The sequence below is a fragment of the Halomonas sp. HNIBRBA4712 genome (genome assembly GCF_043558675.1).
Classification (GTDB): domain Bacteria; phylum Pseudomonadota; class Gammaproteobacteria; order Pseudomonadales; family Halomonadaceae; genus Vreelandella.
In genome coordinates this window covers 1-12,924 of the sequence record NZ_JBIFXR010000007.1, presented here as the reverse complement: position 1 = coordinate 12,924, position 12,924 = coordinate 1, and the positions used below count along the sequence as shown (strand labels likewise).

At 65.5% G+C, this 12,924-nt stretch carries 13 protein-coding genes; 9 read left to right on the top strand and 4 right to left on the bottom strand.

Features of this window, described 5'->3' with window-relative positions; all coding sequences use genetic code 11:
* Nucleotides 1-34 precede the first annotated feature (34 nt).
* Nucleotides 35-1,264: a 2-octaprenyl-6-methoxyphenyl hydroxylase gene (ubiH, locus tag ACGK9R_RS13500; protein ID WP_394582073.1), complete on the top strand. Its 1,230-nt coding sequence runs from the start codon at nt 35-37 to the stop codon at nt 1,262-1,264.
* Nucleotides 1,265-1,345: 81 nt separating this feature from the next.
* Nucleotides 1,346-2,602 carry a UbiH/UbiF/VisC/COQ6 family ubiquinone biosynthesis hydroxylase gene (locus ACGK9R_RS13495; protein WP_394582071.1) on the top strand — a complete coding sequence of 419 codons (1,257 nt, stop codon included), beginning with the start codon at nt 1,346-1,348 and terminating at the stop codon, nt 2,600-2,602.
* A 38-nt stretch (nt 2,603-2,640) separates the two neighbouring features.
* Here the strand turns inward: ACGK9R_RS13495 and ACGK9R_RS13490 are convergent, their stop codons facing one another.
* The 3 genes from ACGK9R_RS13490 to gpmI form a co-directional block, all read right to left on the bottom strand.
* Entirely contained in the window at nt 2,641-3,942 is a 1,302-nt protein-coding gene (locus tag ACGK9R_RS13490) for a S41 family peptidase (RefSeq protein WP_394582069.1), read from the bottom strand.
* A 64-nt stretch (nt 3,943-4,006) separates the two neighbouring features.
* The gene (locus ACGK9R_RS13485; protein ID WP_394582067.1) at nt 4,007-5,167 is read right to left on the bottom strand and encodes a murein hydrolase activator EnvC family protein; all 1,161 of its coding nucleotides are present in this window, start codon (nt 5,165-5,167) and stop codon (nt 4,007-4,009) included.
* On the bottom strand, nt 5,167-6,732 hold the full coding sequence (gene gpmI, locus ACGK9R_RS13480) for a 2,3-bisphosphoglycerate-independent phosphoglycerate mutase (protein ID WP_394582065.1): 1,566 nt from the start codon (nt 6,730-6,732) through the stop codon (nt 5,167-5,169). Before gpmI ends, ACGK9R_RS13485 begins: the two co-directional genes overlap by 1 nt.
* Before the next feature lie 290 nt (nt 6,733-7,022).
* On the opposite strand from gpmI, the gene ACGK9R_RS13475 reads away from it, so the two are divergent.
* From ACGK9R_RS13475 to ruvX, 7 genes are all read left to right on the top strand, one after another.
* A complete protein-coding gene (locus ACGK9R_RS13475) occupies nt 7,023-7,445 on the top strand; it encodes a rhodanese-like domain-containing protein (RefSeq protein WP_394582063.1) in 423 nt (140 codons plus the stop codon).
* Between the two features lie 121 nt (nt 7,446-7,566).
* The gene (gene secB / locus ACGK9R_RS13470; protein ID WP_394582061.1) at nt 7,567-8,076 is read left to right on the top strand and encodes a protein-export chaperone SecB; all 510 of its coding nucleotides are present in this window, start codon (nt 7,567-7,569) and stop codon (nt 8,074-8,076) included.
* A gap of 20 nt (nt 8,077-8,096) precedes the next feature.
* Nucleotides 8,097-8,849: a 16S rRNA (uracil(1498)-N(3))-methyltransferase gene (locus ACGK9R_RS13465; protein WP_394582059.1), complete on the top strand. Its 753-nt coding sequence runs from the start codon at nt 8,097-8,099 to the stop codon at nt 8,847-8,849.
* Between the two features lie 138 nt (nt 8,850-8,987).
* Nucleotides 8,988-9,680: a S1 RNA-binding domain-containing protein gene (locus ACGK9R_RS13460; protein ID WP_394582057.1), complete on the top strand. Its 693-nt coding sequence runs from the start codon at nt 8,988-8,990 to the stop codon at nt 9,678-9,680.
* 65 nt (nt 9,681-9,745) lie between these two features.
* Nucleotides 9,746-10,705 carry a glutathione synthase gene (gene gshB / locus ACGK9R_RS13455; protein WP_394582055.1) on the top strand — a complete coding sequence of 320 codons (960 nt, stop codon included), beginning with the start codon at nt 9,746-9,748 and terminating at the stop codon, nt 10,703-10,705.
* A gap of 59 nt (nt 10,706-10,764) precedes the next feature.
* On the top strand, nt 10,765-11,322 hold the full coding sequence (locus ACGK9R_RS13450; protein WP_394582053.1) for a YqgE/AlgH family protein: 558 nt from the start codon (nt 10,765-10,767) through the stop codon (nt 11,320-11,322).
* Nucleotides 11,322-11,777: a Holliday junction resolvase RuvX gene (ruvX, locus tag ACGK9R_RS13445; protein ID WP_394582051.1), complete on the top strand. Its 456-nt coding sequence runs from the start codon at nt 11,322-11,324 to the stop codon at nt 11,775-11,777. The genes ACGK9R_RS13450 and ruvX overlap by 1 nt, the downstream gene beginning before the upstream one ends.
* 3 nt (nt 11,778-11,780) lie before the next feature.
* On the opposite strand, the gene pyrB is transcribed toward ruvX, so the two are convergent.
* Nucleotides 11,781-12,806 carry an aspartate carbamoyltransferase gene (gene pyrB / locus ACGK9R_RS13440; protein ID WP_394582049.1) on the bottom strand — a complete coding sequence of 342 codons (1,026 nt, stop codon included), beginning with the start codon at nt 12,804-12,806 and terminating at the stop codon, nt 11,781-11,783.
* Nucleotides 12,807-12,924: the final 118 nt, after the last annotated feature.

Sequence of the window (12,924 nt, the reverse complement as noted above, 5' to 3'; positions counted from 1 at the left end):
TACGAAATTACATCGAGTGAGCGGAGAGCGTTTGATGACCACGCGGATGCCTGAAAAATCTTCTAAAACGAAGACTTACGATATCGTTATCGTGGGTGGCGGGCTGGTGGGGTCGAGCCTGGGCTGCGCGCTGGCCGCCATGATGGCGCGCTCTAATCTGCGCGTGGCGATCATCGAGGCCGCCGCCCTGCCGGATAGCGGCGAGCAGGCTTGGCAGCCGAGCTTCGATGCGCGGGCAAGCGCCATCGCCGCCGGCTCCGCGCAACGCTTTCGCGAGCTGGGTGTGTGGGAGGCGATGCAGCGAGAGGCCTCGCCGATCGCGCGCATCCATATCAGCGAGCGCGGCCGGCTGGGGGCTACACGGCTAAACGCTTCCGAGATGGGGGTCGAGGCGCTGGGCTACGTGATTCCCAACGCCTGGATGGGGCGGGTGCTGCACCAGAAGCTCGAAACGCTGCCCATCGACTGGTACTGCCCGGCGCGGGTCGAGACCATGACCGCGGTGGAAAACGGCCACCGCTTGGCGCTTTCTACCGGCGAGACGCTGAGCGCCGGGCTAACGGTGCTCGCCGATGGCGGGCGCTCCGGACTCAAGGAGCAGCTCGGTATCGAGAGCCAGCGGCGCTCTTATGAACAGACCGCGCTGATCGCCCACGTGGGTATCAGCCAGCCCCACCACGGCGTGGCCTTCGAGCGCTTCACCGACGAAGGGCCGATGGCGCTGCTGCCGCTGCCCAACCAGGCGATGGAGCTGATCTGGACGCACCAGAGTGGCGATGAAAAGGCGCGGCTAACGCTCGACGACGGCGCGTTTCTGGCGCAGCTGCAGCGCGCCTTCGGCGACCGGGTCGGGCGGTTCACTAAAGTCGGCAAGCGATTTAGCTATCCGCTTTCGCTGGTGACGGCGCGCGAAACGGTGCGCCCGGGGCTCGCGGTGTTGGGTAACGCCGCCCACGCGCTGCATCCGGTGGCGGGGCAGGGCTTCAACCTGGCGCTGCGCTCGGTGATGGACCTGGTCGAAGCGCTGGAAGAGGGCCGCCAGCAGGGGCGCGATGTAGGCGATATGCACACGCTGCTCGCTTTCGAGAGACATCGCGCCCGGGATCGCGCCAACGTGATCCGCTTCAGCGATAGCCTGGTGCGCCTGTTCGGCGCTTCGTTTCCGCTTCTGCCCCACGCCCGCGCCGCTGGCCTGATCGGCCTCAACCTGGTCGGCCCGCTGCGCCGGGGCCTCGCGCGCCGCGCCATGGGCCTCGAGCGTTAACGCTTATACTGTCACTCACGACTCACGACTCACGACTCACGACTCACGACTCACGACTCACGACTCACCACAGGAAGCGCAATGCAGAGCCAACAGGCGCCATCGAACACGAGTTTCGAGCAGTTTGACGCGGTCATCGTCGGCGCCGGCATGGTGGGCACGGCGCTGGCCGGGCTTTTGGCCGGCGCCGGGCTGCGCACCGCGCTGGTCGAATCCCGGGTCGCACCGCTTATGATTGAAACCCTCGACACCTCAACGCTCACCCCGCGGGTGAGCGCGCTCACGCCGGTTTCCCAGCGGCTGTTGACCCACCTCGGCGCTTGGCCGGCCATGTCCAGCACCCGAGTGACGCCGTACCGCTATATGCAGGTGTGGGACGGCGAGGGCAGCGGCCACATCGATTTTTCCGCCGATGAGGCGGGCACGGCGGTGCTCGGGCATATCGTCGAAAACAGCGTCACCCTCGCCGCGCTCAATCAGAAGGTGTTGACCCTGCCAACGCTTCAAGCCTATTACGGGGTCGAGGTGGCAGCGCTGCAGACGGCGTCGAAGGGGCGCAGCGTGATCTTGAAGGATAGGCGCGAGCTCAACGCGCCGCTGGTCGTGGCCGCCGACGGCGCGCGCTCGGCGCTGCGGGCGCTGGCGGGTATCGAAGTGGCCGAGCAGGCGATGGAACAGGATGCGGTGGTAACCACGGTGCGCTGCGAAAAGCCTCACGGCGGTTGCGCGCGCCAGGTATTCGTCGACGGCCGGCCCTTGGCATTCTTGCCGTTGAGCCTGGAGGGCGACGAGCACTACTGCTCGATCGTCTGGTCGACCAGTGCCCGCCACGCCGACACCCTGGAAGGTCTCTCCAATGAAGCGCTGGGCGAGGCAATGGCCGAGACGCTCGATCACCGCCTGGGGCGCGTCGAGGTGATCGACCGGGTGCATCGTTTCCCGCTGATTCAGCGCCACGCGAAGACCTATACCCTCGATCACTTCGCGCTGGTGGGCGACGCCGCCCATACGATTCACCCGCTGGCAGGCCAGGGGGTGAACCTGGGGTTGATGGACGCGGCGGTACTGGCCGACGAGGTGATTCACGCCTGGCGGCGCGGGGCGAGCATTGGCGAGCGGGCGACGCTTTCGCGTTTCGAGCGGCGTCGACGCCCGGATAACGCCGCGATGCTCGCCTTGATGAAGGGCTTCAAGACGCTGTTCGGTAGCCGCCAGCCGGCGCTGACGCTAGCGCGCAATCTCGGCATGAGCGCGGTGAGTCAGGCGGTGCCGCTCAAGCGGCTGATCATGCGCCAGGCCACCGGCGAGCGCGGAAGGCTTCCGCGCTCGTGTCGCTAGCGCTTTCTGTGAAGTCTCTACCTGCAAAGTGCCGGCGCTCAACGGCGCCGGTCGACCACGTTGAGCGCCTTGAGCAAGTTGAGCGCTTCGCTGAGCTGATAGTCGTCGCGAAGCCGCTCTGAAAGCTCGCCGCGCTCGAGCGCGCGGTCGCTCTGGTTATCCAGATGGCCTTCGAGGTCGATTTCGCGAATGCCGCGGCGCTGCTCGGCGACTTCCAGGCGCCCGCGCAGCACTTCGACATCGGGGACGATGCCCTGGGCCTGGATCGAGCGGCCGTTGGGGGTGTAGTAGAGCGCGGTGGTGAGCTTGAGCCCCTCGCCGTTGCCCAGCGGCATGATCTGCTGCACCGACCCTTTACCGAAGCTTTCGGTGCCCATGATGATCGCCCGGCGCTGATCCTGCAGCGCGCCGGCGACGATCTCGGCGGCGGAGGCGCTGCCGCCGTTGATCAGTACCACCAGCGGCGTGTCCCGGGCCGGCGTTGCCGGGTTGGCGGAAAACGACATCTCGGTGTTGGCCAGGCGCCCTTCGGTGTAGACGATACGGCCGCTGTCGAGAAACAGATCCGCCACGCCCACCGCGGATTGAAGCACCCCGCCTGGGTTGTTGCGCAGATCGAGCACCAGCCCCTGGAGCGGCTGCTCGCGGCTCATGCGCGAAAGCGCTTCTCCGGCCTGCTCCGGGGTGCGGGTTTGAAACTGGCTGATCCGCAGATAGCCGTAGCCCGGCTCCAGCAGCTCCTGGCGGACGCTCTCGCTTCGAATCACCTCGCGGGTCAGCGTGATCTCCCGCGGCGCCTCCTCGCCACTGCGCAATATCTCGAGGCGCAGCGGGCTTCCCGGCTCGCCGCGCATCAGCGTGACCGCCTCCTGCAGCGAAAGCGACTCGGTGGGCGTGCCGTCGATGGTGAGAATGAGATCGCGAGCCAGCAGTCCGGCCCGAGAGGCCGGGGTATCGTCGATCGGGGTGATCACCATCAGCTGACCATCTTCGGTACCGACCTCGATGCCGATGCCGCCGAACTCGCCCTGGGTCGATTCGCGCAGGCTCTGGAAATCGTCGGCGTCGAGGTAGGCGGAGTGGGGGTCGAGCTCGCTTAGAAGCCCGCGCATGGCGTTACGCAAAAGCGTGGCGTCGTCGACCTCCTCGACATAGCCGCGCTTGATGCGCTCGAACACCTCGGCGAAGGTCTGGATTTCCGCCAGCGGCAGCTCGTCCGGGTCACCGCTGGCGGCGGGTTGGGCCAGAAGCGGCAGCGGTGCGGCCAGCAGCGCCAGCGTGACGCCGCGTGCCATCAGCCGCCCGGCGGGGGCCAGTACCTCGTTAACAGTTCGCGTCATGCAGACTCCGCAAGGCAAATGGCGCCGGGGCGCCGCGTGTATCGGTTGGTGTCAGCTTATCCCGTCAGCGCCGCGCAATCCAACGCTGCGGGTTAATCGGCTCGCCGCGATTTCTCACTTCGAAGTAAAGCGCGGCGCGGCTCTGCCCGCCACTATTTCCCACCCGGCCGATCTCCTCGCCCGCACTCACCGCTTGGCCCGTGCGGGCGTTGAACTGCTGCAGGTGGGCGTAGAGCGTCATCACCTGGTCGCCGTGGTCGATGATCAACAGGTTGCCAAAACCGCGCATCCAGTCGGCGAACACCACCCGGCCGGCATGCACCGCGGTGACCGGGGTGTTGGCGCTAGCCTCGATGACGATGCCGTTGTAGTGCACGCCCTGCTGGCCGTTAAACCCGGCGCTGATCGCGCCCTGCACTGGCCAGGGCAGATCGCCCTGGGTGCGCCCGATATGGGTGGTGGGCGTAGCGGTGGCCTGGCGTGCCATCTCCGCCTGAAGGCGGCGAAGCTGCGCCTCGGCCTGTTCGCGGGTCTGGTTGAGATCCGCCAGCCGGTCGGCTTCGCTTTCGTAGCGGTCGTCAAGGGTCGCGACCACGCTCTGGCGCTCGGCGCTGGCCTCGGCAAGCCGGGCGCTCTGCGCCTCGAGCTCATCGAGCAGCGCGGCCAGCTGCACCTGGCGTTGATCGAGCTCGGCTTCGTTGTCGGCCAGCGCCGTGTCGAGCGTGGCGATGTCATCGAGCTTTGCCTGGCGCGCCCGGGTCAGGCGGTTGAGATACGCCTGCATGCGGTCGAGCTCGGCGGGGTCGCTCTGGTTGAGCAGCAGCTTCAGCTGCGGCGTCGGCCCCAGGCGGTAGAGCGCGGCGAACTGCTGGGCCAGCGCTGCGACCTGGGCGCTGCGCGCCGCTTCGAGGCGGCCGCGGCGCTCGCGCAGCGCCTGGGTTTCATCCTCGAGGGCGCGCCGGTCGGCCTGCAGTTGGTCCAGGCGCTGGTGGGTGGCGGCAAGCTCGGTCTCCACCGTTTGCAGCTCGCGCTCGGCGCTGTCGCGGGCCTGACCGGTGTCTTGAAGCTGCGAGCCGAGCGATTCGATCTCGCGCCCCAGGGCGTCGAGCGCCTGCTGCGCCTCGCGCTCGCTCTGCCCAAAGGCCGGGGGCATCAGCGCCCCGGCAAGCCCAATGCACAGCAGCGCGCAGCGAACGGCGGCGCTCCAGGCACCGGACAAGCGCATCACGACTTCACGGTAAGCAGCGGCGTGCCGGTCATCGCTTCGGGGACGTCCTGCTCCATCATGGTCAAAAGCGTTGGCGCCAGGTCGCACAGGCGGCCATCGGCAAGCGTTGCCTGGCGCTCGCCGACGTAGATCAGCGGCACCACGAAGGTGGTGTGGGCGGTTTGCGGCGCGCCGGTCTCCGGGTGAACCATCTGCTCGGCATTGCCGTGGTCGGCGGTGATCAAGCACGCCCCACCGGCGCGCTCGATCGCCTCGACCACGCGGCCCACGCAGGTGTCGACGGTTTCTATCGCCTTCACCGCAGCGTCGAAGTCGCCGGTGTGGCCGACCATGTCACCGTTGGCGTAGTTGCACACGATCAGATCGAAGGTGCCGCCGTCGATCGCCTCGACCAGCGCGTCGGTGATCTCGAAGGCGCTCATCTCGGGCTTTTCATCGTAGGTTTTGACGTCCCGCGGCGAGGGGATGAGGATGCGCTCTTCGCGCTCGTATTCGGCCTCGACGCCGCCGGAGAAGAAAAACGTGACGTGCGGGTACTTCTCGGTTTCGGCGATGCGCAGCTGAGCGAGCCCGCGCTTGGCCACTATCTCGCCCAGGGTGTCGGTGAGATCCGTCGGCGGGAAGGCGACGGGGGCGTCGATATCGGCGGCGTAGCGGGTCATCGTCACCAGCCCCTGGCCTGCAAGCGCCGGGCGGCGCTGGCGCTCGAAGCCGTCGAAGTCGCGCTCGGTGAAGGCGCGGGTCAGCTCACGGGCGCGGTCGGAGCGGAAGTTGACGAAGATCGCCGCGTCGCCATCCTCGATGGCCGCGCCGTGATCGCCCTTGCGCACCTGGCCTGCTTCGACGAACTCGTCGGTTTCGCCGCGGGCGTAGGCCGCCTCCAGCAGCGCTTCGGCGCTATCACTGGTGTGTTCGGCATCGCCCCGGGTGAGCAGGCGGTAGGCTTTCTCCACGCGCTCCCAGCGGTTGTCGCGGTCCATGGCGTAAAAGCGCCCGATGATCGAGGCGACGAAGCCGTTCTGTGCCCCGACCAGCTCCGCGAGTTTGGCGTTGGCGCGCTCAATGGAGGCCAGCGCGCTTTTCGGCGCGGTGTCGCGGCCATCGAGAAAGGCGTGCAGGTAGATGCGCTTGGCGCCGCGCTCAGCGGCGAGCTCGGCAAGTGCCAGAAAGTGATCCTCGTGGCTGTGCACGCCGCCGGGGGAAAGAAGCCCGAGCAGATGCACCGCGCGGCCGCTTTCGACTGCCGCGTCGATCGGCGCGGTGAGCGCCTCGATGCGCGCAAGCTCGCCGTCGCGAACCGCTTTGGTGATACGGGTGAAATCCTGGTACACCACGCGCCCCGCGCCCAGGTTCATGTGGCCGACCTCGGAGTTGCCCATCTGCCCCTCGGGCAGGCCGACGTGCTCGCCGTCGGTGTGCACAAAGGCGTGGGGGCGCTTGGCCCACAGCGCATCCATCACCGGCGTGTGCGCGGCGGCCACGGCGTTGTGCGCCGCATCGGGGTTGTGTCCATAGCCATCCAGAATGATCAGCGCTACCGGGCGCGGGGTCGTGGTCGCCATTGAAACCTCGTCGTAGTGAAAAAGGTATTGAAAAGGGTAGTGAAAAAGGTATCGAAAAAAGTGGCTTGAAAGCGCGGCGCAAGAAGAGGTGTTGGAGAAGGCGCCGGGCGGTCGGGCCTTTTCGAACACCGCTTGGATCGGGGTCGCGACGCTCGCGCGCTTGGGGCATCATAACGCAGCCACTCGCCAGACGTCATGACCTGCGCGCGGGCGCCCGTGATGTGTATACTTGTCGGGTTTGACGGTGGCCTGGCCGCTTTTTTTGCATAGACCAAGAGATTGTGTTCGCGATGATCGATCAGCTGTTCGAATTCGTAATGAACCACCCGCTGCTGGTGGGCGCGTTTTTACTGGTGCTGGTGGCGTGGCTTATCTACGAAACCCGCAGTGCGTCCACTCACGCCGTGACCTCCTCGCAGGCCACCCAGCTCATCAACCGCGAAGACGCGGTGGTGGTCGACGTGCGCGAGAGCAAGGAGTTCAAGGCCGGCCACATCGCCGGGGCGCGCAACATTCCGCAAAGTAACCTGGACACCCGCATGAAGGAGCTTGATAAGGTAAAGGACAAGCCCATCATCGTGGTGTGCAAGCACGGCCAGAGCGCTGGCACGGTTCAGGCCAAACTCGGCAAGGCCGGTTTTGAGCGCGCCTACAAGCTCAAGGGCGGCATGGCCCAGTGGCAGGCGGATAGCCTTCCGGTGGTGAAGAAATAAGCGCAAAGCCGCCTGCGTGCCTTGAGGCCAGCGCTATTGGTGACGTAACGACGCTTTTCGTCACTTCTTTATCCACTTAATCCCTTTATTCACGTAACAACGATCTATCAGGAGAACTCCCATGGCGGAAGAGAACAACGCCCCCCAGGCCGGCGCAGCGGAAGGCGAAAAGCCGCAGCTGAAATTTTCGCTGCAGCGCATCTATGTCAAGGACATCTCCTTCGAGGCGCCGAACTCGCCGGCGGTGTTCAAGCAGTCGTTCAAGCCCAAGGTCAATCTGGACCTGAACACCACCAGCACCAAAATCGATGACGACCAGTACGAAGTCGTGGTGAAAGTAACCGCCCAGGTCAACGACAGCGAATCCGGCACTACCTCCTTTCTGGCCGAAGTGGAGCAGGCGGGGCTTTTCCGCATCTCCGGCATCGAAGGCGCCCAGCTCGAGCAGACCCTCGGTGCGTTCTGCCCGAACCTTTTGTTCCCCTACGCCCGCGAGTGCGTCGACAACCTGGTCAACCGGGGCGGCTTCCCGCCGCTGATGCTGGCGCCGGTCAACTTCGAAGCCATGTACGCGCAGCGTAAAAAGCGCGAAGCGCAGCAGGCCCAGGGCGCCGCTGAAAACACCCACTGAGCCGAGTGACCCGCCACGCCATGAAAGCCGACTGGTACGCCCGACACGGCAAGATGCCCCGCCTGTTCGTCCCGGCCACTCTCGAGGTGGGTACGCAGGTGGAACTGCCCGAGGGCCCGGCGCGCCACGTCAGCCGCGTTTTGCGCATGAGTGAAGGCGCGCCGCTGGTGCTGTTCGACGGCCGGGGCGCCGAGGCGGGCGCGCGGATCACCGAGGCGGGGCGCAAGCGGGTGCTGGCTCAGGTGGAGAGCGTCTGGCCAGGCGAAGGCGAGTCGCCGCTCGCGGTGCATCTGGGTCAGGCGATCTCCAAGGGCGACCGGATGGATTACGCCATCCAGAAAGCCGTGGAGCTCGGCGTGGCGGCGATCACCCCGCTCTATACCGAGCGGGGCGACGTGCGCTTGAAAGACGAGCGCGAAGCCAAAAAGCACGCCCACTGGCAGGCGGTGGCCGAAAGCGCCTGCGAGCAGTGCGGGCGCGCCACGGTGCCCGTGGTGCACCCGCCCATCGCGCTTTCCCAGTGGCTCGAGCAGCGCGATGAGCCGCTCAAGCTGATGCTGCACCTGGCCACCGGCAACGGCTTCGCGCGCGCCGAGCGCCCCCAACGCGCGGCGCTTCTGATTGGCCCGGAAGGCGGGCTGACCGAGCAGGATATCGCCGCCGCCAAGTCCCACGGCTTCACGCCGCTCACTCTCGGCCCGCGCGTGCTGCGCACCGAAACTGCCCCCGTCGTGGCGCTGACCCTTCTCCAGCATCACTTTGGCGACTTGTAAGGGCTTACTTACTTGTTGAAGGCCCGGAGTGGTGTCTCGCCTTACGATCCGGTCCCTGCTGTATCCCGCTTTTTACCCAGCTTTGCCCCGGTATCGCCTTGGGCTCATAATAAAGGCTCATTTATCGAGGAAGTGCTCATGGCTGATGACGCGCGCCCCGTTCCCCGCTCGGCAAGCGATGCGAGTGCTCGAATCGGGGAGGTGGCCTATCTGACGGTGGCGACCGTCAACAATACCGGCGCGTTTCTGCGCTGGGGACCGCCCAAGGACGTGCTGTTACCCTACAGCGAGCAGCGCTTTCGCCCGGACCCGGGCAAGCGCGTGCTGGTGATGCTCTACGAAGACGACCAGGGCCGCCCGGTCGCCTCCCAGCGGCTCGACCGTTTTCTCAGCGACGAGGCATCAAGCCTTGAAAATGGCGAGGAGGTCGCCATTATCGTCGCTGACCGCACCGACCTTGGGCTGAAGGTCGTGGTCAACCACCGCTACTGGGGGCTGATCTACCAGGACGACATCACCCAACCCCTGCGCCGAGGCCAAGCGGTGACCGGCTACGTCAAGCAGCGCCGCGACGATGGGCGGGTGAATATTTCGCTGCTGCCACCGGGCGCGGCGCGGCTGGACGTGGTGGGCGAGAAGGTGCTCGCCGCGCTGAGAGAGAGCGGCGGCTACCTGCCGCTGGGCGACAAGAGCGACGCTCACGCGATCAAGGCGCGGCTGGGGGTGAGCAAGAGCGCCTACAAGCAGGCGATCGGTCGGCTTTACAAGCAGGAGCTGATTTCGCTCGAGCCCCATGCGATCCGCCTGGTGCCCGGGGCGCTCGCCCCGTGAGGTTTGCGCCGCCCCGTGGGTGCGGCATACTGCGTTTTTAACCGCTTACCAATGGATAGTGTTTGATGAGCCAATCGAATCTGCAGCTGGGCGTCGTCATGGACCCCATCGGCGACATCGCCTACAAGAAGGATACGACCCTGGCCATGCTGTGGGCGGCCCAGGAGCGCGGCTATACGCTCTACTACATGGAGCAGAGCGACCTTTTCCTGCAAGCGGGCAAGGCGTACGCGCGTATGCGCCCACTGAGCGTGCATCGCGACCCCAGTCACTGGTTCGATTTGGGTGACACCGAGTCACGCCCGCTTGCAAGCCTCGATGCGATCCTGATGCGCAAGGATCCGCCGGTGGACGCCGAGTTCATCAATGCGGTGCACCTGCTGGGGTTCGCCGAGCGCGAAGGCGTGCTGATCGTCAACCCGACCCAGGCGCTCTTGCAGTGCAATGAGAAGCTCTTCGCTCAGCAGTTCCCCGAGTGCTGCGCACCGACCGTGGTCGCCAGCCGCGATGACGTCCTTCGCGCTTTCCACGCCGAGCACGGCGACGTCATCTTCAAGCCGCTCGACGGCATGGGCGGCACCGGTATCTTTCATATCGGCCCGGACGGGCGCAACATCGGCGCGGTGATCGAGCAGCTTAGCCTGCGCGGCCAGCGCCAGATCATGGCTCAGCGCTATCTGCCTGAAATCAAGGATGGCGACACCCGCATTCTGCTGGTCGACGGTGAGCCGGTGCCGTTTGGTCTGGCGCGTATTCCCTCCGCCGGTGAAACCCGCGGCAACCTGGCCGCTGGCGGGCGCGGCGTGAGTCGCGAACTCACTGCGCGCGATCACTGGCTGATCGATCAGGTCAAGCCGATCATCAAGGAGAAGGGGTTGATGTTCGTGGGGCTCGACGTGATCGGCGATTACATCACCGAGATCAACGTCACCAGCCCCACCTGCGTGCGCGAAATCGACGATCAGCGCGGTACCGATATCGCGGGCTTGCTGCTGGACGCCGTCGAGCGCCGGCTTGCCTCGTAGCGCCCACCATTTGCCCATCACGCGAGGCGCGCCGACGTTCGGCGCGCCGTAGGAGACGCATGCAAAGCTTAAAGCACCACTTCTTGTTGGCCATGCCGCATCTCGACGATGCCAACTTCGCCGGCAGTTTGATCTACCTGTGCGATCACGATCACAACGGCTGCATGGGCGTGATCGTCAACCATACCCTCGATATCACCCTCGACACGCTGTTCGAGCAGCTCTCGCTGGGCGGCGACGAGAGCCCGCACCGCAATGCGCCGGTATACTACGGCGGCCCGATGCACAAGGACCGCGGCTTCATTTTGCATATCGGCGATAGCCAGCAGTGGGATTCGAGCATTCAGGTCGACGATAACATCGCGCTCACCACCTCGATGGATATCCTCAAGGCGCTGGCCGACGGTGAAGGACCCGAGCAGTTTCTGGTCTGCCTGGGCTGCGCCGGTTGGGAAGTCGGCCAGCTCGAAGAGGAGCTCAAGGAGAACAGCTGGCTGACCGTGGAAGGAAACGAAGGCGTGATTTTCGACACGCCGCCGGCGGAGCGCCTTGCTGGCGCGGCGGGCATTCTCGGCGTGGATCTTAACCTCATGACGCGTGACGCGGGGCACGCCTAGTGGCGCAACCGGGCCAGCGGCTGGTGCTCGCCTTCGACTACGGTACGCGGCGTATCGGCGTGGCGGTGGGCAACGAGCTTTTGCAAAGCGCCCGCGAGCTCGAAGCACTCACCGCCCGCGACGGCATTCCTGACTGGCAGCGCGTCGAGGCGCTGTTGAAAGAGTGGCAGCCGGATCTGCTGGTGGTCGGGCTGCCGCTCAATATGGACGACAGCGAATCGGACATGAGCAAGCGCGCGCGCAAGTTCGGTAATCGGCTTCACGGGCGCTTTGGCAAACCCGTCGAGATGGTCGACGAGCGCGGCTCGACCCGCGAGGCCAAACGTATCGCCCGCGACGCCGGCCACCGCGGCAACTACCGCGAAGAGAGCGTCGACGGCATCGCTGCGGTGCTCATTCTGGAAGGCTGGTTCGCCCACCGGGAAGGCCTCCCCGGCGGGCGGGCGTCGCTTTAACGCCTAACGATCCAGCGTGCCGGTTTGAGACGGCACGAACCAGCGCACCGGGCGCAGGTTATCCTTGATCAGCTCATCGACCTTCAGCAGCGTGGCGAAGATCGCCATGCGCATCGGGATGCCGTTATCGGTCTGGCGAAAGATCGCAAGCCGTGGGTCGCCGTTCAAATCCACGTTCAAATCGTTCACGCCGGGGCGGCTGTCGCGAGGCAGCGGGTGCATGACGACGGTAGAGCGCCCGCAGTGCTGATCGAGAAAGTGCTTGTTGACCACGAAGTCGTCGGAGACGCCCTTGAAGCTCTCGTTCATCTCCTCGGTGAAGCGCTCCTTCTGGATGCGCGTGGTGTAGACCACGTCCAGATCGCTGAAATCGACGCCCAGGTGTTCGCGCATCTCGACCCGGTGGCCGCGAGAAGTGACCAGATCCACCAGCCGGGTCGGCATTTCGAGGCCGGGCGGCGACACCAGCGTGATACGCAGCGGATCATAGAGTGAGAGCAGCTTGATCAGCGAGTGCACCGTGCGCCCGTACTTCAAATCCCCGGTCAGCAGGATATGCGCGCCGCCCAGGCGTTTACCCAACCGCTCGAACTCCTTGTTGATCGTATAAAGATCCAGCAGCGCCTGGCTTGGGTGCTCGCCCGGGCCGTCGCCACCGTTGATCACCGGTACATTGGTCGCCTCGGCGAACTCGGCCACCGACCCCTGCTCCGGATGGCGCATCACGATCGCGTCGCAGTAGCCGCTCATCACGCGGCTGGTGTCGTAAAGCGACTCACCCTTCGCCATGGAAGAGAAGGTGAAGCCCGTCGTGTCGCAGACGCTCCCTCCCAACCGGCAGAATGCGGCGTTGAAGCTCACCCGTGTGCGGGTGCTGGCCTCGAAAAACAGGTTTCCCAGCACCGCGCCTTCCAGTACGCGGGTAACCTGCCGGCGGCTGGCGATCGGCTCCATCTGCGCGGCCACGCGCAGAAGATGATCGACGCTTTCACGGTTCAGGGAATCGACGGATAGCAGGTGGGAGCTCATCACGGACCTCGGAGATGGTGGGCGAGGGCGCTAGTTTAACCGTTAACCGTGGCGAGGCCGAAATGCTTTGCATGTAAGCTTTGGAAAGGCCAGGCGATTAGCCGTGAAAGTTTTTTAC